Genomic DNA, 20,614 nt, shown 5'->3' with positions numbered 1-20,614 from the left:
TAAACTTACATATTTTTTAAAGTACGTTTCAAAAATTCACGAGTACGCTCTTGTACTGGATTATTGAATATTTGTTCTGGAGTACCTTCTTCTGCTATTACTCCTTGATCCATAAATACAACTCTATCAGAAACTTCTCTAGCAAATTCCATTTCGTGAGTAACAACTAGCATTGTAAGTCCACTTTCCGCTAATTCCTTCATAACCTTCAAAACTTCTCCGACCATTTCAGGGTCAAGAGCAGAAGTCGGTTCATCAAATAACATAACATCAGGCTCCATAGAAAGTGCTCTAGCTATAGCAACACGTTGCTTTTGTCCACCTGATAATTGCTTTGGCTTTGCATTTATAAATTTATCCATTCCAACAACCTTTAAATACTTCATAGCTACCTTTTCAGCTTCTTGTTTTGAACGTTTTAGAACTTTAATTTGTCCAACAGTGCAGTTTCCTAATACATCGTGGTTATTAAATAGATTAAATTGTTGGAATACCATTCCTAATTTTGTACGATATTTATATACATCGTGTTTTTCATCTAGTATATTTGTTCCATTGCATATTATTTCTCCCCCACTTGGAGTTTCAAGTAAATTTATACAACGAAGAAGAGTTGATTTTCCTGAACCAGAAGATCCTATTATACAAACAACTTCACCTTTACTAACTGAAAAATTTATATCCTTTAAAACCTCATGTGTTCCAAAAGATTTATTTAAATGTTTTACTTCAATTACATTTTCCATATTTTCTCCTCCACTAACTCGTTTTATGCTTTTTTCAATGCATCTTCAGGTCTTTGAACTTGCATTTGATTTCCTGTCATATTGTAATTTTCAGGACCATCTAGTTTTCTTTCAAGGTAGCGTAATATTCTTGTAACAGTAAATGTCATTACGAAGTATATAATACATGTTACAAAGAATGATTCAAAATATCTGAAGTTGTTTCCTGCAATTGTCTTTGTTGTAAAGTAAAGCTCAGTTACTCCTATAACGTTAAGCACTGATGTATCTTTTATGTTTATTACAAATTCATTACCTGTAGCTGGTAATATATTTCTTATAACTTGAGGTAATACTACATTTATCATAGTTTGAACATGGTTCATACCTATAGCATGTGCTGCTTCAAATTGTCCCTTATCTATAGATATAATTCCTCCACGAACTATCTCAGCCATATATGCACCTGTATTTATAGAAACTATAAATATAGCTGCAAAAGTTCTATCCATATCAATTCCAAAAGCTAAATCAGACCCGTAGTAAATAACCATCGCTTGAACAATCATTGGTGTTCCACGGAAAAATTCAACATATGCATTTAAAATAGCATTTACTACTGTTAAAACAATTTTTTTAGCGCCTTTTTCACCTTTTGGTATAGTTCTTATAACTCCTATTAATAAACCTATTACAGAACCTATTACAGTCCCTATTAATGATATAAATAATGTCATCTCAGCACCGTTTAAAAAACCCTTCCAGTTTTGAGACACGATTTGTACAATCCACTCCGAACTCATATTTATCCCCCTTACACCTAAAGACCGACTGTATCTCTACAACCGGTCTTTAGCTATTTTTTTAATATTATTATTCTGCTGCTGGTTGATTAGCTATTGCATCATCCATTAATTTTAAACGTTCATCTTCTGATATACCTTTTAGGATTTCGTTTATTTTATCTTTTAATTCGCTATCTTTAGCAAGACCTACAGCTATAGCTGTATCTTCAGCAGATGTTTCAAATCCTTCGCCTTCTTCAAATTCTACCATTGCAAAATTATCATTTGCAGCTGTAGCACTTACACCTTCAGGACGTTCAGAAACATATCCATCTATTTTACCTGATTCTAAGGCAACTCTCATTGCTGGGAAGTTATCCATAGCAGTATCTTTATTAACTCCATCTATTTGATCTATTACAGTATAGTGGAAAGTATTTAATTGACCTGTTATAGTAGCACCTTTAAAATCACTTAATTTAGTTGCTTTTTCATAGTCTCCACCTTTTTTAACAACCATTACTAAATCAGAAGTATAATATACATCTGTAAAGTCTATAGTTTTCTTACGTTCAGCTGTTGGTGACATACCAGCGATTATAGCGTCTATTTTACCTGATTGTACAGCTGGAACTAATCCATCCCATTCAGTTTTAACTATTACTAATTTTTTACCTAAGCCATCTGCTATTTTTTGAGCTATTTGAACATCATATCCACCTGCATATTCGTCATTTCCTTCGACTTTTACTGCTCCATTTGAGTCATCAGATTGAGTCCAGTTAAATGGTGCATATCCACATTCCATACCAACTCTAAATTCTCCACCTTCAGCGTCTGATCCACTTGATGATTTAGATGATGAACCGCATCCTGTTAAGATCATAGCTAAAGACATCACCATTACTAATAATAACGATATTCTTTTTTTCATAAAAACTTCTCCCCCTTTTATTTTATAAATCTCCTATATGAATTTATTTATATCAAAGAAATATCTCCCTAATTTTTACATTATTTCTTTACATAAAGTTAATAGTAAATACTCAGGAAATAAAATCTTTTGATAATCTATTTAATGATAGACTTAACCCTATTATACACATTAAAATTACTAAAATTCTAGCATTATATGGAATTTTTTTCAATATTATTACCCAATTTTTTAAAACTTTAGTTTTTATATATATGAATTTTATCTATTATTTTTATTTAATTGTTCTTTTTTTTAATTTAAATATATAATTACTACATTTTTTTTAGAAATAAAAAAGAGCTGTAAAATCAATTAAAATTTTACAACTCTTCTAAAAAATTATTTATTTACTTTTTTAATCTCAATTATTAAGCTTTCTTTTTGCTCATTATCATATATATTGGTAATCCTATTAATGTTATAACTATACCTGCTAATGCTATCATTCTAGGACCAGAACCAGCCATGAATAATTGGTTTACTAATACAAATCCACCACCAAGTATAGCTATTGCTGGAACTATTGGATATAGTGGCACTTTATAAACTCTTTCTACATCTGGTTTAGTTTTTCTAAGTATTATAACTGCTATGAATGTCATAACATAGAATACCCATCCAGTGAAAGTAGCTAAGTCAGTTAATAAGTTGAATTGTCCTGTTAATGCATATATACATGCTAAGAATGCTACTAATATAACTCCGTTTCCTGGAACATCAGATTTATTTAATTTTCCAAAGAATTTATGTCCTGGTATTGTTCCTTGAACACCTAATGTATATACAACTCTAGATCCTGCTAATAAGAATCCATTTAATGCACCAAATACTGATATTAATATACCTAATGCTATTATTTTACCACCAACTGAACCAAATATAACTTCTGCAACTGCAACTGCTGGTGATGAGAATTGTGCTAATTGATCAGCTGGTAATACCCATAAGTAAGCAACGTTTACTAATACGTATATAGCCATGATTATTAATATACCTCCAGCAAAAGCCTTAGGTAAATCTTTACCTGGGTCTTTCATTTCACCAACTATTGGTGTAACATTTATCCATCCTTCATAAGCAAATAATATTGATATTAATACAGAACCTAAAACTGTTCCTGTACTTAATCCTTCTCCTACCATAGGAGTTAATATTGGATTAGTACCACTACCTTTTACAAATGCGAATATTGCTATTAATATAAGTGGTATTACTTTACCTACTGTTGCTAGATTTTGAACTAAACCTGCTGCTTTTGAACCTACATTGTTTATAATTGCTACTACTATAATATCTACTATTGCTATTCCTACTGCCCAACCTGGGTGTCCTAATAATTCTGATAATTGGTTACCAAAGGCTACTGCTAATGCTGCTGCTGTACCTGGGAAAAATAACACTGATTGCATCCAACCTGCTAAATACCCTACTTTTTCACCAAAAACTTCTTCAAGATATACCATCATACCACCAGTTTTTGGTATAACAACTGCGATTTCTGCAACTGTAAGACCAGCACATAAAGTTATTAAACCACCTATAACCCAAGAAATAATACCTATACCAGGTGCTCCACCTGTTGCTGTATAAATTGCTTGTGGTTTAAAGAATACCCCTGATCCTATAACGCATCCTACAACCATACTTAGTGCGACTGCTGCGCCCATTGTTTTTTGCATTTCTTTACCTTCCATTAATTTGCCCCCTCTTCATTTAATTTTATTTAAATTTATTTTTCAATAAAATTTAATCATTATTCTGAAAATTCATTATATTTAAACAACTCCTATAATAAAAAAAGATATGTGACATTATTCACATATCTCTGTCTTTCTAGTTAAAATACATCTCTTATATTAACTAATATATATCCAGAGGTCTATCAATTTATGATCTTTTTACCTGAAAGTTTCTTGCTAAAATTGTGAGCTTTAACAATTGCCTCATCGGTGTTTCTAAAATTATACTTTAGAAATCTCTCTCATAAATGTCATCTAGATTTTATTATTTTTTGAATGCCTTTTCTTATATATAATTATATAAATTTTATTTAATTAAATCAATATTTTTTTATGTTAAAATTTTTACAATATTTATTTTTTAAAAAATATTGTTGACAAAACAAAATATATCTTTATAAAATAAACTTTATACTTTTCTATTTTTTGGAGGTGATTTTATAAACATTTATGTTTTTTTCATATTAATATTAATTATTTTATTTCTAGTAAAACCTGTTAAAGAAAATATTTTAACACTTTCATTTTTACCTTCTTCATTAAACATGTTTAATGGGAATCCAGATTCAAGTACAATTAAGCCCAAAAGTATTGAAATTTCTATAAACTACCTTTTTGCGGCCTTGATAAATTTAATAGATTTTTTATTATTATTTATAAGTTGGATTCCATTTATTAAAAAAATTCTAGATTTTATATATAGAAATCCAGATACTATTGAAAAACATATATCTTTCTTATTCGGCGGAACGAAAGGCCATAGAAATTTTATTACACATTCGATTTTTAACCCAATTTTTTTAATATACATATTTATAAGTAATAAAATTTGTGTACTTTTTTCAGATACAGTTTTAAATATTGTGTTTCGCCCAATATTTTTTTTAATAGGACTATGTTTTACATGTCATTTGTTATCTGATACTATGCCAAAACATTGGAAGGGTTTTGCTAATATAAAAATATATTTGTTCACTAACCTTTTTACGTTTTCACCTGTTATATCAAAAGCGTGGCTTTATATAGGTTCATTTTTATCATTTATATTATTATGCAAAATGATTGTCTTTATATAACCCATGAATGAGCATTTTATTTCCTTTTTTTGTGTGGTGTTTTTTTCATAAAAAAGTAATATTATATTAATAATGACTTTTATAAATTTAAAATTTTACATTTACAAAAGAAAGGATTTATACAAATGGAAAACAATAAGTTACAAAAGAATTTAGGGCTTGCCGCGGCATTATCGACTGTAATCGGTATGGTAATTGGTGGTGGAGTATTTTTTAAGCCACAAGCCGTATATGAGCTTACAAATGGTGGTCCTGGACTTGGCATAATTGCTTGGGTCATCGCTGGTATTATGACTATCACTGCTGGACTTACTGCAGCGGAAATATCTGCTGCCATTCCTAAAACTGGTGGTATGATGGTCTATATCGAAGAAATCTACGATAAAAGACTAGGTTTCTTAACTGGTTGGATGCAATCAGTATTATTTTTCCCAGCTACTATAGCAGCCATATCTGTTATGTTTGGTAAACAAAGTGCTATATTACTTGGAAATGAAAATTTAGTACTTCCTATGACTATAGGAGTAATCGCATTTATAGCATTTATAAATACTTTAGGATCTAAAACTAGTGGATCTATACAAACAATTTCTACTATAGCAAAATTAATACCTTTAATTTTAATCATGATTTTTGGTTTTATAAAAGGTAATGGAAATAATCCAATATTAACACCTATGGTAGGAGATGGAGTATCTGGTGCAAGTGTATTTGGTTCTCTGTTAATAGCAATATTATTTGCATACGATGGTTGGATAAATGTAGGTGCCCTTGCTGGAGAAATGAAAAACCCTGCAAAAGACTTACCTAAAGCAATCGTTGGAGGTTTATCTCTAGTTATGGCAGTATATATAGTTATAAATATCGCTTATCTATGGGTATTACCAGCAAGTGAACTTGCTACTTATTCTTCTCCAGCTTCAGCAGTTGCAGAAGCTATATTTGGACCTATGGGAGGTAAATTTATAACAATAGGTATATTAATATCAGTGTTTGGATGCATAAATGGTTATGTACTTACAGGTTCTAGAATTCTATACACTTTAGGAACTCAAAAAACTATACCATACAGCAAATATATAAGTAAATTAAATAATAACAATGTTCCTGCAAACGCAGTTATAATTATGTGTATTTTAGGTGCATTATACGCTACTTCTGGACAATTTAATTTATTAAGTGATTTATCTATGTTCGCTGTTTGGTCATTCTATGTTTTAACTTTCTTAGGTGTATTTAAATTAAGAAAAGAAAGACCAGATCTTCATAGACCTTACAAAGTTCCTCTATATCCAGTTATACCTATGATAGCTATAGCAGGTGGATTATTTGTAGTTATTAACCAATTATTATTCTCTGGTTTCCAAAATACTATCATATCATTCGGAGGTATACTTATAACTTTAGTCGGGCTTCCTATATATGATAGCATGCAAAAACGTGCAAAAAAACATGAAGGCGACGATTTAGATAAAATTGCATAAATATCCTTCATCTAACATTTTAAAATTAATTATAAATTAACATAAAAAATTGCCACAAAATAAACTCAATCTATTTTGTGGCAATTTTTATTTTCAACCTAACAAGCAGTTTCTTCAAAATCCTGCAATTGTTCATCGTCATTATTACTTAATTTTTTCTCTTTGTATTTAGTTATCATGTCAATTAATTTATCAACTAAAAGCCCATTTGCAATTACTGCGACTAATGAAAAGAAACCTTTATTCAATCCAAAAGTAAAAGCCCCAGCGACAACTACGAATAAATCGACAATTAATAAAGCTATCCCTATATTAAAGCTAGTGTACTTATTAAGTATTTTAGCTAAAATATCAGTTCCTCCTGTAGATGCATTTATTGAAAATGCTATTGCAAGCCCTGATGCTATTATTAAAGTCCCATATAAAACAGCCAATGTCAAATTAGTTGTAAGCGCATAACTATGCATAACCTTCTCCATAAAATCCATTACAAAGGATAATGCAAAGCTGGCGTATATAGTCTTCAATCCAAAATCTCCTCCAACTAAAATGAAGGAAATAACAAATAATACTAAATTTCCTAAAAATACTAGTGTTCCAACTGATAAAAATGGAATATAGTGATTTATCACTAGTGATAATCCACTCAACCCACCTCCTGCGATGTCGTTAGGTGCGTAGAAATATTGAAGTCCGAATGCTACCAGTACGACACCGATTGTTACTATCAAATACTCTTTGATGCATTTTATAATGTCATATTTCCTCATGATGTTATTCTCCTCTTTATTTATTTGTATTAAATTTTATTTAAAATATAATTTATTTATATATTATATAATATCAAATTTAGTTGTTTTTTTAAATAACTTTATTTTCATCAATTGGAATTATATACTTCTAACAGAATATATTTTTTATTGTATTTTTTCTTTTAAATACAATAAAACCTCTGACTCAGTCATATCTATATATGTTTCTAGTATACCTTTTTTAATAACATCTAAATATCTTTCAGAAGGTTCTCTTATCGCTTCAATATCAAAATCAGTAAATGTAACTATATCTTTGCCGTCGTATTTACTTAAGCTTAATTGATTTTGATACCACCCTCCCTCTTGATATTTAATTTTCTCAAACTGTTCTTTTGTTATGAGATACATTTTACCTAAAGTTTTTTCATTTTGATCTTCTTTAGCGTCTATAAATGCTACACCTTTTTCGTCCCACCATGATGATTCTTGCGCAAAATACATTCTGTGGTTGATTGCTATTGGTTTTGATTCAATAGGAGCAGTTTTGTCTGTACATTTATTTATATATCTCATAAATCTTTCATAGTTTATATTAGATCCGTAACTAGCATACCATATATGTTCTGAATATTTATTGTTAGCCTTCCATTTTAAGATTCTTTTATTTTCGTCTACATTATAGTTATATACATAGATTAGAGCTAGATGTTTATTACCATTTGAATCAGTTACAATTGTAAATTCTCTAGTGTATAAATCTCCATTGTCCTCTAGTTGATCAACATATTTTAAATCCTTCTTAGAAATTAGATACAACTCTCCTGAAACATCGCCTTCTAAACTGTGCTTAACAGCAGGATATCCATCTCCAGTATCATAAAGCGTATATCCTGACGCAACTGCATCACCTACTACACATGAATTCTTTATGAAATAATGGTTACTTTCGTTCTTCATAAGAGTTCCATATACAAATAACTTTAATTGATAGTTATCTGATTGTTTCAATAAGCTTTTAAACTCTAATTTGTAATCCTTACCCCATTGTCCTTCAGTTAAATTACTATTTACGGCACTTTCTATATATTCAAATACTCTATTTATCATCTTTGAAAAAGATCTACAAAAATCGTAATTCAATGATAAGAATTCTAGTAATCCTACTTTTATAAATAAATTCAATACTTCTATTTTTACATCTATACTTTCATATCCATGTCCAGATAGATTTGTTTTCACACAAGCATCTAACCCTAATTTCAATGTTTCTTCAAACCCTAAAACTTTTTCGTCTATATTCATTAAATACCCTAGCATCATGATCATAGTTGCGTAATATGTTGGATAGTATATAAAATCTACTCTAGCATCTGATGGCATATGTTCATCATCAATTATACGCCAAAATCCTTTTAAATCACTTTTATCTTTAACTTGTTCATTTATAAGTGAAACACATATTTCTTCTATCTCTGGTCTTGTCTTTTTCCCGTCTATTATAGATTGTAATAAATCTCTTACTTCTGATTTTATTTTTAAAGCTTCTTCCACATTAGTATTTTTCTTAATAATCATCATACTATCGCCCCCCGACATATTGAAATAATCTTTTTAACATCGATGTTTTTTACATATTTTAAAATATGTTACATATGAATCATATCAAATTTTAAATTTTTTCTCTACGAAACCCAGTTTCAGTATTTCAAATGTAGTTATAATCGATAATATTTTATAATTATACAATAATTATTATTTCTTTTTATATTCAATAGATATAATTTTATTTCTATTTATTTTACAATTTTCTTTACTTAAATTTATACCTTCTATTGTATATCTATCTATCTGTTCAATTCTATCAAAATCTTTTTTGATTTGTTTTCCATAATCATCCTTATATTCAATAGTACAAGGTTTTCTATTTTTTAAAACATCTAAATATATATCTTCAGAAAAATCTTCTTCTATTTTAAATATAGGTTTACTATTTTGTATTTCTAACTCTGCTGTTTCTGAAATTCTATTATACCATTCTTTATCTAAATTCAATTCATCAACACGCTCATTCAATATAGTACTTTTGGCATCATCAGATAATTGCATCCAAATAGATATAGCCGTTTCTTCAGCATACTCTTTATATTCACTATCTTTACCAGATTCACTAAATTCTTTAGAAACATATGATAAACCATTTAACATTGCTATAATCTGAGTTAAGTTTTCAACTAAAAACAATGGATGAGCCTTTGATTTCATTTTTACGTTTTCCCTGTATCTACTCTCATATTGAACTTTTAATTTTCTATTTAAAAATGTCATATCCCCTTTTTTCAAAATAGCTAAATCTTCTTGTATCATTCTATCACTTACAAAAAACTCTCGAGCTATTTTATGTAAATTAAAATTACTATGCATTTTTTTAGCAATTAATATTCTTCTTTCTAAAGCAGAATAATATGGTGGTATTGGTTTTATTCTTTTCGACACATGTTGATTATAAAAATAAATTTTATTCATAAATTTTATATATTCAGAATATACAAGACGAAATTTTTCTTTGCTATTTTTCTCTTTAATAATAACATCTATTATATCTTCTCTTATTTGTTTAGCATTAGTATATTTAATTTTTAAATCTAAAATCTCATCTTCAAAGCCTTTAAATAATATTTCATTCATTTCCTTTTCACTAATTGGTTCATCCTTAAATACTTCCTTTTCCAACGCATACTTTATAAAATTTTTAATAGTTTTTCTAAACGTATCATCTTTTGAATACATAAAAACTCTCCCCTCACAAATACAAAAGGAGATGGCACTCATTTGCGTCATCTCCTTTAAATGTTCTATTAAATTATTTTCTCTAAAAAACTATATTAAATTTTCCTTAGCATATGCTAATCTCTTTAAGCAAAGGTCTTTACCTAAGATAGCCATTATTTGTCCTAAATCAGCACCATGCATTTGTCCTGTTAGAGGTATTCTAGCTCCCATGTATAGGTTTTTACCTTTGATTTTATATTCTTTTTGGATAGATTTTAATATAACTTTTACAGCTTCTTCATCTAAAACATCTACTGCAGCTATTTTTTCTTCTAAAGCATTTACTAAAGTAGGTATATGTTCCATTTTTAAGAATTCTGCACCTTCTTCAGTTTCTACAGTAACTGTATCTCCAAAGAATATTGATATATGATCAGTTATTTCTTTTACATAGTGTAATTTTTCTTTTAATACTGATACTATTGATTTTAAGAAGTCGTATTTTTCTTCTGCTTCTTCAGCAGTTACATATCCAGCTTCAACGATGAATGGTATAGCTAATTTAGTTAATACATCATCATCTCCGTCTTTCATGTAGTGTTGGTTAACCCAGTTTAATTTTTCTGTGTCAAATACTCCACCACTCTTAGAAACTCTTTCTATAGAGAAGGCTTGTTCTAATTCTTCCATAGAGAATATTTCTTTGTTTTCTTCTGGAGACCAACCAACTAATGCTACATAGTTAACTAAGCCTTCTGGTAAGTATCCTTTTTTCTTGAAGTCTTCTACTGCAACGTCACCTTGTCTCTTACTTAATTTTTTCTTTTCTTTATTAAGTATGTTTGGTAAGTGAACGAATTTTGGAGCTTCCCATCCAAATGCTTCGTATAAATAAACGTGTTTTGGAGTTGAAGAAACCCATTCTTCCCCTCTTATTACGTGAGTTATTTTCATTAGGTGGTCGTCAACTACAACTGCAAAGTGGTAAGTTGGGAAACCATCAGTTTTTATTAATACTTGATCGTCTAAGTCGTTAGTATTGAATTCAGTTTCTCCTCTAACTAAGTCAGTGAATTTTATAACGTGGTTTTCTGGTAATTTTAATCTTATTACATATGGTTCACCAGCAGCTATTTTAGCTTCTACTTCTTCCTTAGTTAAATCTCTACAGTGACCATCGTATCTTGGAGTTTCTCCAGCTTCTTTTTGTTTTTCTCTTACTTCGTCTAATCTTTCTTTTGTACAGAAGCAGTAGTATGCTTTTCCACTGTCTAATAATTCTTGGATGTATTTTTTGTAGATGTCTAATCTTTCTGATTGGATGTATGGTCCATATTCACCGTTTTGAACTACTTTTCCATTTTCATCTAGCATAACACCTTCATCATGGTTAACGCCAGCCCATTTCATAGCGTTTAACATGTTTTCTATAGCGCCATCTACTAATCTAGTTCTATCTGTATCTTCTACTCTTAATATATATTTTCCGCCCATTTTTTTAGCAAATAGATAGTTGTATAATGCAGTTCTTAAACTACCTATATGAACAAATCCCGTTGGACTCGGAGCAAATCTTACTCTTACTTCACTCATTGTTTACCTCCTATGTTTGGTTAATAATGTTCTATTATACAATATATTCTCCTATATTGTATATTTACAAATTATTCTATCCTAATTTTACGTTATTTTTTACGAATTCAGCTTTTACTCTGTCTAATACATCTTCAACAGCTATTATTTCTTTATCAGCTTCACTTCTTAATTTGAATTCAACTTTTCCATCAACTATATCTTTACCAACTGTAATTCTCATTGGTATACCTAATAAGTCAGAATCCTTGAATTTGAATCCAGCTCTTTCATTTCTATCGTCTAGTAATACTTCTACACCTGCTGCTTGTAATTCTTCATAGATTTTTTCAGCATTTTGAAGGTGTTCTTCTTTTTTAACGTTAACTGGAACAACTACTACATGATATGGAGCGATTGCTAATGGCCATATTATACCATTTTCGTCGTGGTGTTGTTCTATTACAGCTGCAACAGTTCTTTCAACACCTATTCCGTAGCATCCCATTATGATTGGTTGAGATTTACCGTTTTTATCTAGGAAAGTAGCTCCCATAGATTCAGAGTATTTAGTTCCTAATTTGAATATATGACCAACTTCAACACCTCTCATTATTTCAAGTGGTGCACCACATTTTGGACATCTATCTCCTTCTTGAACACTTCTGAAGTCTCCTACTACACCATCGAAATCTCTTCCGAAGTTAGCATTTTGTATATGGTAGTCAGTTTTGTTAGCTCCTATTATAAGGTTTCTTTGATCTACAACTTCTTGATCTATGAATAAGTAGTCAGCTTTTATTCCTATTGGTCCTGCAAATCCTACTTCTGCTCCAGTAACTGCTTTTACCATTTCTTCGTCTGCCATTTCGAATTCAACAACTCCACCTACAGCATTTGCAACTTTAGTTTCGTTAGCATCTCTATCTCCTCTAACTACTACTGCTACTGATTTTCCATCTGCATTGTATATTAATGTTTTTGCAAATTTTCCAGCTTCCATTTTGAAGAATTCTTCTAAGTCTTCTATAGTATGAACGTTTGGAGTTGAAACTTCGCTCATTTCTTTCATTTCTTCAGTTGAAGGCTCGTGGTTAACTGAAGTTGCTTTTTCTATATTTGCAGCGTAATCACATCCACTACAGAATACTATTTCATCTTCACCAACTTCTGATTTAACCATGAATTCTGCAGATGCAGAACCACCCATAGCACCTGAGTCTGCTTGAACTGGGCTGTTTTCTAGATCGCATCTTGCAAATATTTTAGTATATGCATCAAACATATCGTTGTATGATTTATCTAATCCTTCTAAATCAGCATCGAAGCTGTAAGCATCCTTCATTGTGAAGTTTCTAGTTCTCATAACACCAAATCTTGGTCTTCTTTCATCTCTAAATTTAGTTTCGATTTGATATAAGTTAAGTGGAAGTTGTTTGTATGAAGTTATTTCATTTCTAACTATATGTGTGAAAGTTTCTTCATGTGTTGGTCCAAGACAGTAATCTCTACCGTTTCTGTCTTTTAATCTGAACATTTCAGGACCCATAGCATCCCATCTTCCTGATTCTTGCCATAATTCAGCAGGAACTAATAATGCACATGATATTTCTTGTGCTCCTTTTGCGTTCATTTCTTCTCTTATTATATCTTCTACTTTTCTGAATACTCTTATCCCCATTGGTAATTGGTTGTAAATTCCTGATGCCATTTTTCTTATCATACCTGCTCTAAGCATTAATTGATGACTTGTAATTTCTGCATCAGATGGTACTTCTTTTAATGTTGGCATTAACATTTTTGACATTCTCATTTTAATCTATTCCTCCTTAAAATTTTTCTGTATTAAAAAAACCTTTCATCTCTTCCAAAAGAGACGAAAGGTTATATATTCCGCGGTACCACTCTAATTAGCTATAAAAGCTCTCTCAAAGGATGTAACGGTCCTACCCGTAAAAACTTTTTAACGTTTTTATGCTAAAAGACTGGTTCAAAAACATCATCATAGAAACTCTCACCAACGTTTCCTCTCTGTAAAGACTCAAGATTTTTACTATTTCTTAATCATTGCGTTTATTTTATTTCAATTATTTTCATAATCTATTTTATAATATATTATTTATTATTCGTTGTCAACTTTTATTAATGAACAAATTGCTTGTGATGATATACCTTCTTTGTTTCCCGTGAAACCAAGTCCCTCTTCTGTAGTCGCCTTTACATTCACAGAATCTATGTCTACACCGACAGCTTTTGAAATATTTTCTCTCATTTTTAAAATATGTGGAGCCATCTTAGGTGCTTGTGCAATTATTATGCTGTCTATATTATTTACTTTATAACCTTTACTTATTATTAAATTATTTACAAATTCTAATAATTTTATACTATCTGCACCCTTATATTTTGGATCTGTATCCGGGAAATGTTTACCAATATCTCCTAGGGCTAATGCTCCAAGCATAGCATCCATTATTGCATGAACTAAAACATCTGCATCTGAATGCCCTAAAAGACCTTTTTCGTGGGCAATTTCTACCCCACCTAATATTAATTTTCTACCTTCAACTAATTTGTGAACATCGTATCCTATACCAACTCTCATATTTATCTCCTTATATTACTCAATCTATTAAAATACTGCTTTTATTATATCAATATATTTTCTATACTCCGTATTTACAATTTCCATAATATTTTTCTCAGAGAACAATTCTCCTATAAGCTTATCCAATATGACTTGCTTATCATTATTTTTGTATTTAATAATAAATGATTTAACTCTCCATTTATTAACACTTATTTCCATAATCGAATCGTCTTCACCGTCTATGTAAATATCAAATTTCGGAGTTTTCTCAAATATCCATTTATCTTTACTGTAAATTTGTTCTGCATTTTGATTAATTTTTTCTAAATCTTCATTATCCAAAACTATTTGATTAGGATCTTCCACATTTAAAATCACATATTTTTTAATTTTTTCTATAAATTCTTCTACATCCATATCTATATATTGATTCAAATTAGTTACTTCACTTCTAACAGATTTAGTTGCATTAGATATAGCCTTTTTATTTGTATTCAAATACTCACTCAAATTATTTAAATTAGAACTAAAAAGCAACGTACCATGGTAAAGACATTTGTTTCCTCTTATACATTGAGCCGAGCCGGAAATTTTCTTTCCATCGACTAACAGGTCTTTCCTATCACTATACGTTGCTTTTACACCAAAATAACCGAGCATCTCTTGCATAAATTTAGTGTATTTAATAAAGTCTATTTTATCTAATTTTATATTCTTTTGAATAAATGTCATATTGACATTTCCTAAGTCGTGATAAACAGTACCTCCACCAGATATTCGTCTGAGCAAAGGTATTTTTCTATCATTTATCAAGCTATGTGCTATCTCAACATATGGATTTTGATTTTTTCCTAAAAAAATAGATTTCTCATTTCTCCATACAATAATTATGTCATCGCTAAATTTGTCATTTGAAAACAAATACTCTTCAAGCGCAATATTAAAATACGGGTTTTTACAGTCATTTACTAAATATAACATTTAGCTACCCTTTCTATCCTATTATCTTATCCAATTTTTTTCATTCTTTTTCCCATTTTTGACTTTTTTCTTAAGTTCAAAATTTGTTCTGCTACATTTATGTCTTCTGGATTAGTAATCTTTATATTTTCATAAGAACCTAAAACCATTGTCACCTCTTGACCTAAAAATTCAACTAGCATTGAATCATCTGTTCCATAAAAATTCTTGCTATATGCATTTTCATATGCTCTAAGTATTAAGTCCTTATCAAAAGTTTGTGGAGTTTGAGCAGACCATAGAGTTTCTCTGGCAGGTGTGCTTTTTACTACTCCATTTTCGATAACCTTTATAGTATCTCTAACTGGAACACCTACTACTGCTGCTTTTTTCTCTTTAGCAACCTCTATTGTTTCATTTATTATAGCATGGCTTACAAACGGTCTAGCTCCATCGTGAATCAACACTATATCACTATTTGGATCTAATTCCTTTAATCCATTGTAAATTGAATCCTGTCTTTCTTTTCCTCCATAAGCTATCTTTATATCTCTAAAATCGTATTTGTCTAATATTTCGTGTTCAAAGAAATATTCTTCTTCTTCTCTTATACAGACAATTATTTCATCTATATTTTCATTACTATAGAAAACATCTATAGTATGAGCTATCATTTCCTTCTCGTCTAATTTTATATATTGTTTATTTATGTCTAGATTCATTCGTCTTCCGCTTCCAGCAGCTACAATAACAACACTATTCATAATTTCACCTCTTGAATTCATATAACCTTATTTAACATCAACTAATCTAAACTTTCTCAATATAAAAGGACCTTTTTTAACTAAAGGTCTTACTTATTTTCTGTCTTATATTTATTCCTTATTCATTATAGTTAAAATAAAATTTTTTTTCAAATTAATTATATTCCTAAATTCAATAGAAAATTGAGATTAAAATTGGTATTGCTATTGATCAGTTTGAAATAGGAATATCATTCTTATTGAGTTTTATTTTATAAAACTTTTTAATTTTTTATTAATCTAATAATATATCTATTTTTTTAATATGTCAATGGATATTTATTGTTTTTCAATAAATATTTATTGTTTTCGAATATTAAACGCTTATATTTTAATTTTTTTAGAAGGCAAACGTTTGCTATTATATGCTTGATTTTCACAAAAATAAAAGAAGTAGATAAATATAAAATTGCTTCTCTACTTCTTTGTTAAATTTTTTTAACTATTTTTTAGGTGTATGTATTGAATTGTTATCTACATCTGCTAATGCTTCTTTTAATACTTCAGATATAGTTGGATGTGCAAATATTATATCTGCTGCTTCATCCACCGGTACCTCTAACGATTTTAATATTGCAGCTTCATTTACAATCTCTGTAGCTTTTTTACCTATTATGTGAACACCAAGTATTTCTCCGTATTTTTCATCTGATATTACTTTTACAAATCCATCCGTTGCACTTTCTGTCAATGCCTTTCCATTTGCTGCGAAACTGAATTTGCCGACTTTTATATTATAAGATTTTCTAGCTTGTTCTTCAGTTAATCCAACTGATGCGACTTGTGGTACTGTATATAAACATTTTGGTGATGCCTCATATCTAAATTTTATTTTTCTACCCATTGCATTTTGGGCTGCAACTTCACCCATTGCAAAGGCAGCATGAGCAGTCATGTCCATACCGGTTACATCTCCTACTGCATATATTCCTTTTATAGAGGTTTCCATTTTATCATTTACATAAACAAATCCGTTTTCTATCTTAGCATCTAAATTTTCTAATCCATTTAAATTAGCTTCTCTTCCTAATGCTAATAATACTTTATCAAATTTTATATCTTTATCGTCTATTTTAACTATTACTTTGCCATCAGCTTCAGCAAATGTATCTACTTCTTCATTTGTTAGTATTTCTATACCTTTTTTAGTTAAACTTCTCTTTAATGCTGTAGCTACTTCTCTATCAATATCTGCAAGTATTTCATCATCAGGCGATATAACAGTTACTTTAGAACCTCTTGAGTTGAATATTTCGGCAAATTCTATTGCTATAAAGTCTGATCCAACTATTGCTATAGTTTCCGGTACTTCTTCTAAGTCTAGAGCCTCTGTACTTGTTATCACTCCTTTTATATCAGTCTTAGAAACCTTAGATCCAGTCGCTATAATTACACTAGCAGTTGATAAAACTTCTCCATTATCTAAGACAATTTCATTAGCATTTTTTACTGTAGCTTTTACTTTAAATATTTTCACACCATATGATTTTAATAATCCTTCAACTCCTGCTACTAATTTCTTAGTCACTCTATTTTTATATTTTATAGCTTTTTTAATATCTTGACCCTCAATATTTACAGAAATTCCTCTTTTAGAAAACTCTTTTATAGCTTCTAGCATCTCAACATTTTCCGTATATATTTTAGTCGGTATACACCCTCTATTTAAACATGTTCCTCCAAATTTATCTGCTTCTACTATAGCTACATTTCCTCCTAACATAGCCGCCTTTATAGCTGCTACATATCCTGCAGGTCCACCACCTACAACTATTACATCATACATAATATCCTCCTAATTATCTGTCGTAAGAATAGATAAGGATTTTTAAGTCGACAATCGATTTAAAAATCCTTACTTAAATTTATATAAACATTTTATATGGATTTTCTAGTAAATCCTTAAGCTCTTTTAAAAATTTAGCCGCTGGAGTTCCATCGACAACCCTATGATCTGATGTCAACGATAAATTCATAATAGGTCTTATCTTTATCTCTCCATCTACTGGAACTACTCTATCAACTGTAGCTCCAACACCTAGTATAGCACTATTTGGCATGTTTATAATTGGAGTAAATGTCGTTATTCCATACATACCTACATTACTTATAGTAAATGTGCTTCCTTCTTGTTCTGATGGCTTTAGCTTATTAGTTTTGACCTTGTTTATTAGTTCCTTGCTTTCTGTAACGATTTGAGATAAGGTCTTCTTATCTGCATCTCTTATAACAGGAACATACAAGCCTTCTTCAAGCCCTACAGCCAAGGCTATATTTACCTCTTCATATCTAAATATTTTATCTTCAACCCAAGCTGAATTTAATACTGGATTTTTCTTTAATAATCTAGATACTGCCATGACAATCAAATCTGTATAAGTTAATTTATAGCCTGTTACTTCTTGTACACTGTCGATTAGCTTTTCTCTAAGATTTTTTAATTCTTCCATATCTACTTCTATATTCATATTAAATGTAGGTGCTGAGAAATAGCTTTCAGACATTCTTCTAGCGACTGTTGATCTCATAGGACTTAAAGGCTCAAAATGACCATTTACTGTATTGAATATTTCCTTTTCTCCAATTATATTTACTACAGTGTCTATTGCATTAGCTATTTCTGATACTTTTTCTGTTTCATCTATATATTTTTCAACATCCTCTTTAGTTATTTTTCCGTTAAATCCTGTTCCTGTGATATTATCTATATCTATTCCAAGATCCTTTGCTATCCTCATCGCTAGAGGTGTAGCTTTTAAAGAACTTACCTTTAAGTAGTTTAATACATCAGCAAGATGAACTCTTCCATTTGGACCGCTACCTTCGACTTCGGACAAGTCTACTTCGTTTTCTTTTGCTTTTTTTCTAGCTGCTGGAGTAGCCCTTACCTTTCCCGTTTCATCTACCTTTGGAACTAATTCTTCATTAGTAGCAGCTATTTTGTCTGCTTCAACTTCCTGAGCTTCAGTTTCCAAACAATTTGAAACATCTTCTTTAGCTAATACTTTTGCTTTTATTTCAGCAGGATCTTCACCTTTTTCTGCTATTGCTCCAATTACAGTAAACACAGGTAGCACTTCACCCTCTGTATCGTGAGTTATAACAGCTAAAATTCCATCTCCTTCTGCTTCTACCTCCATGTTTACTTTGTCTGTTACGATTTCTAATATAGGCTCTCCAGTAGTTACTGTTTCACCTTCTTCTTTTAACCAAGATACAATTGTACCCTCTTGCATATCTATGCCGGCCTTTGGTATTATTACTTCAATCATAATCCTGCCTCCTATCTAACAATTAAAGATCTTATTGCATCTTCAATTTCATCAGTTCTAGGTACAACTGCTTTTTCTAATTCTGGATTATATGGTATAGGAACATCCTTACCTGCTAATCTCTTTATAGGAGCATCTAAGAAGTCAAAGGCTTCGCTCTCAGCTATTGTAGCTGCAATTTCTCCACCTAGACCACCTGTTTTAGCAGCTTCATGAACTATTAGAACTCTTCCTGTTTTGCATACACTTTTTATTATTGTCTCTTTATCCATTGGATATAAGGTTCTCAAATCTACTATTTCAACATCTATATTTTCTTTTTCTAAAGCTTCAGCTGCTGCTTGGCATCTTTCCAGCATTCTACCGTAAGTTATTACTGTAACATCTGAGCCTTCTCTTTTTATATCAGCTTTTCCTAATTCTATTACATAATCCTCTTCTGGCACTAGTCCTTTAGTTTTGTATAATAATTTATTTTCAAAAAATATAACTGGGTTATTATCTCTTATCGCTGCTTTTAATAATCCCTTCGCATCGGCTGGAGTCGAAGGTGCTACAACCTTAAGACCTGGAACATGACACATCCACGCCTCTAAGCTTTGTGAATGCTGTGCTGCTGCTCCCGTTCCTGAACCACTTGGAGTTCTAACTACCATTGGAACTTGAGCCTTCCCTCCAAACATATATCTCATTTTTGCAGCTTGGTTTACTATTGCATCCATAGCTATTGTTATGAAGTCGCTGAACATTATTTCCATTATAGGTCTCAACCCTGTCGCTGCTGCTCCTACTGCACAACCAGCTATAGCAGCTTCTGATATTGGAGTATCTCTAACTCGTTCTTCACCAAATTCCTCTACCATTCCTACAGAAACACCAAATGCGCCTCCATATACTCCGATATCTTCACCTAAAAATATAATATCTTCATCTCTTCTCATCTCTTCAACCATAGCTTCTCTTACGGCATCTTTGTATGTAATTTCTCTCATTCCCATAATCCAAACCTCCTGGTAAATATCATTTATTTTTTTATTTTGTACAAATTTCTACGCTAATAGACTAATCAGCATAAACATCTTCTTCCAATGTATCTAGTGGTGGCATT

The 20,614-nt window shown here is 30.5% G+C and carries 17 protein-coding genes, 1 riboswitch and 1 other annotated feature; of the genes, 1 reads left to right on the top strand and 16 read right to left on the bottom strand.

What is annotated here, in order from left to right; all coding sequences use genetic code 11:
- Positions 1-5: 5 nt before the first annotated feature.
- From ACI3VO_RS03680 to ACI3VO_RS03660, 5 genes are all read right to left on the bottom strand, one after another.
- The gene (locus ACI3VO_RS03680; RefSeq protein WP_439756628.1) at positions 6-746 is read right to left on the bottom strand and encodes an amino acid ABC transporter ATP-binding protein; all 741 of its coding nucleotides are present in this window, start codon (positions 744-746) and stop codon (positions 6-8) included.
- 23 nt (positions 747-769) lie between these two features.
- Positions 770-1,528, bottom strand: a complete 759-nt coding sequence (locus tag ACI3VO_RS03675; protein ID WP_439756627.1) for an amino acid ABC transporter permease — start codon at positions 1,526-1,528, stop codon at positions 770-772.
- A 70-nt stretch (positions 1,529-1,598) separates the two neighbouring features.
- Positions 1,599-2,444: a transporter substrate-binding domain-containing protein gene (locus ACI3VO_RS03670; protein WP_439756626.1), complete on the bottom strand. Its 846-nt coding sequence runs from the start codon at positions 2,442-2,444 to the stop codon at positions 1,599-1,601.
- Positions 2,445-2,854: 410 nt separating this feature from the next.
- A complete protein-coding gene (locus tag ACI3VO_RS03665) occupies positions 2,855-4,180 on the bottom strand; it encodes an APC family permease (RefSeq protein ID WP_439756625.1) in 1,326 nt (441 codons plus the stop codon).
- A 186-nt stretch (positions 4,181-4,366) separates the two neighbouring features.
- Positions 4,367-4,480, bottom strand: a riboswitch (glycine riboswitch).
- Between the two features lie 193 nt (positions 4,481-4,673).
- Entirely contained in the window at positions 4,674-4,811 is a 138-nt protein-coding gene (locus ACI3VO_RS03660; protein ID WP_439756624.1) for a hypothetical protein, read from the bottom strand.
- Between the two features lie 615 nt (positions 4,812-5,426).
- On the opposite strand from ACI3VO_RS03660, the gene ACI3VO_RS03655 reads away from it, so the two are divergent.
- The gene (locus ACI3VO_RS03655; RefSeq protein WP_439756623.1) at positions 5,427-6,785 is read left to right on the top strand and encodes an APC family permease; all 1,359 of its coding nucleotides are present in this window, start codon (positions 5,427-5,429) and stop codon (positions 6,783-6,785) included.
- 98 nt (positions 6,786-6,883) lie between these two features.
- On the opposite strand, the gene ACI3VO_RS03650 is transcribed toward ACI3VO_RS03655, so the two are convergent.
- The 11 genes from ACI3VO_RS03650 to ACI3VO_RS03600 all read right to left on the bottom strand — a co-directional run bounded on the left by ACI3VO_RS03650 (position 6,884) and on the right by ACI3VO_RS03600 (position 20,504).
- The gene (locus ACI3VO_RS03650) at positions 6,884-7,555 is read right to left on the bottom strand and encodes a YitT family protein (RefSeq protein ID WP_439756622.1); all 672 of its coding nucleotides are present in this window, start codon (positions 7,553-7,555) and stop codon (positions 6,884-6,886) included.
- Positions 7,556-7,702: 147 nt separating this feature from the next.
- On the bottom strand, positions 7,703-9,118 hold the full coding sequence (locus ACI3VO_RS03645) for a gamma-glutamylcyclotransferase family protein (RefSeq protein WP_439756621.1): 1,416 nt from the start codon (positions 9,116-9,118) through the stop codon (positions 7,703-7,705).
- A 174-nt stretch (positions 9,119-9,292) separates the two neighbouring features.
- Positions 9,293-10,327: a hypothetical protein gene (locus tag ACI3VO_RS03640; protein ID WP_439756620.1), complete on the bottom strand. Its 1,035-nt coding sequence runs from the start codon at positions 10,325-10,327 to the stop codon at positions 9,293-9,295.
- A 90-nt stretch (positions 10,328-10,417) separates the two neighbouring features.
- Positions 10,418-11,902, bottom strand: a complete 1,485-nt coding sequence (gene gltX / locus ACI3VO_RS03635; RefSeq protein ID WP_439756619.1) for a glutamate--tRNA ligase — start codon at positions 11,900-11,902, stop codon at positions 10,418-10,420.
- Between the two features lie 76 nt (positions 11,903-11,978).
- Complete coding sequence (locus tag ACI3VO_RS03630; protein ID WP_439756618.1) at positions 11,979-13,694, bottom strand: proline--tRNA ligase; 1,716 nt, start codon at positions 13,692-13,694, stop codon at positions 11,979-11,981.
- Between the two features lie 56 nt (positions 13,695-13,750).
- Positions 13,751-13,958, bottom strand: a binding site (T-box leader).
- A gap of 45 nt (positions 13,959-14,003) precedes the next feature.
- Complete coding sequence (ispF, locus tag ACI3VO_RS03625; RefSeq protein WP_439756617.1) at positions 14,004-14,486, bottom strand: 2-C-methyl-D-erythritol 2,4-cyclodiphosphate synthase; 483 nt, start codon at positions 14,484-14,486, stop codon at positions 14,004-14,006.
- A gap of 27 nt (positions 14,487-14,513) precedes the next feature.
- A complete protein-coding gene (locus ACI3VO_RS03620) occupies positions 14,514-15,452 on the bottom strand; it encodes a lipoate--protein ligase family protein (RefSeq protein ID WP_439756616.1) in 939 nt (312 codons plus the stop codon).
- 26 nt (positions 15,453-15,478) lie between these two features.
- On the bottom strand, positions 15,479-16,195 hold the full coding sequence (gene ispD / locus ACI3VO_RS03615) for a 2-C-methyl-D-erythritol 4-phosphate cytidylyltransferase (protein ID WP_439756615.1): 717 nt from the start codon (positions 16,193-16,195) through the stop codon (positions 15,479-15,481).
- A 481-nt stretch (positions 16,196-16,676) separates the two neighbouring features.
- Positions 16,677-18,020, bottom strand: a complete 1,344-nt coding sequence (gene lpdA, locus ACI3VO_RS03610; protein WP_439756614.1) for a dihydrolipoyl dehydrogenase — start codon at positions 18,018-18,020, stop codon at positions 16,677-16,679.
- Positions 18,021-18,099: 79 nt separating this feature from the next.
- Positions 18,100-19,506 carry a 2-oxo acid dehydrogenase subunit E2 gene (locus tag ACI3VO_RS03605; RefSeq protein ID WP_439756613.1) on the bottom strand — a complete coding sequence of 469 codons (1,407 nt, stop codon included), beginning with the start codon at positions 19,504-19,506 and terminating at the stop codon, positions 18,100-18,102.
- An 11-nt stretch (positions 19,507-19,517) separates the two neighbouring features.
- Complete coding sequence (locus tag ACI3VO_RS03600; protein WP_439756612.1) at positions 19,518-20,504, bottom strand: alpha-ketoacid dehydrogenase subunit beta; 987 nt, start codon at positions 20,502-20,504, stop codon at positions 19,518-19,520.
- Positions 20,505-20,614 lie beyond the last annotated feature (110 nt).

The sequence above is a fragment of the Intestinibacter sp. genome, from assembly GCF_051866655.1.
Lineage (GTDB): Bacteria > Bacillota > Clostridia > Peptostreptococcales > Peptostreptococcaceae > Intestinibacter.
This window is presented reverse-complemented; position numbering and strand designations above follow the sequence as displayed.

Bases quoted from the DNA above. Each gene is read 5' to 3' on its own strand.
- gltX (WP_439756619.1), bottom strand. From the start codon at position 11,902: ATGAGTGAAGTAAGAGTAAGATTTGCTCCGAGTCCAACGGGATTTGTT.
- ACI3VO_RS03675 (WP_439756627.1), bottom strand. From the start codon at position 1,528: ATGAGTTCGGAGTGGATTGTACAAATCGTGTCTCAAAACTGGAAGGGT.
- ACI3VO_RS03655 (WP_439756623.1), top strand. From the start codon at position 5,427: ATGGAAAACAATAAGTTACAAAAGAATTTAGGGCTTGCCGCGGCATTA.
- ACI3VO_RS03645 (WP_439756621.1), bottom strand. From the start codon at position 9,118: ATGATGATTATTAAGAAAAATACTAATGTGGAAGAAGCTTTAAAAATA.
- ACI3VO_RS03650 (WP_439756622.1), bottom strand. From the start codon at position 7,555: ATGAGGAAATATGACATTATAAAATGCATCAAAGAGTATTTGATAGTA.
- ACI3VO_RS03605 (WP_439756613.1), bottom strand. From the start codon at position 19,506: ATGATTGAAGTAATAATACCAAAGGCCGGCATAGATATGCAAGAGGGT.
- ACI3VO_RS03620 (WP_439756616.1), bottom strand. From the start codon at position 15,452: ATGTTATATTTAGTAAATGACTGTAAAAACCCGTATTTTAATATTGCG.
- ispF (WP_439756617.1), bottom strand. From the start codon at position 14,486: ATGAGAGTTGGTATAGGATACGATGTTCACAAATTAGTTGAAGGTAGA.
- lpdA (WP_439756614.1), bottom strand. From the start codon at position 18,020: ATGTATGATGTAATAGTTGTAGGTGGTGGACCTGCAGGATATGTAGCA.
- ACI3VO_RS03640 (WP_439756620.1), bottom strand. From the start codon at position 10,327: ATGTATTCAAAAGATGATACGTTTAGAAAAACTATTAAAAATTTTATA.
- ACI3VO_RS03630 (WP_439756618.1), bottom strand. From the start codon at position 13,694: ATGAGAATGTCAAAAATGTTAATGCCAACATTAAAAGAAGTACCATCT.
- ACI3VO_RS03670 (WP_439756626.1), bottom strand. From the start codon at position 2,444: ATGAAAAAAAGAATATCGTTATTATTAGTAATGGTGATGTCTTTAGCT.
- ispD (WP_439756615.1), bottom strand. From the start codon at position 16,195: ATGAATAGTGTTGTTATTGTAGCTGCTGGAAGCGGAAGACGAATGAAT.
- ACI3VO_RS03665 (WP_439756625.1), bottom strand. From the start codon at position 4,180: ATGGAAGGTAAAGAAATGCAAAAAACAATGGGCGCAGCAGTCGCACTA.
- ACI3VO_RS03680 (WP_439756628.1), bottom strand. From the start codon at position 746: ATGGAAAATGTAATTGAAGTAAAACATTTAAATAAATCTTTTGGAACA.
- ACI3VO_RS03600 (WP_439756612.1), bottom strand. From the start codon at position 20,504: ATGGGAATGAGAGAAATTACATACAAAGATGCCGTAAGAGAAGCTATG.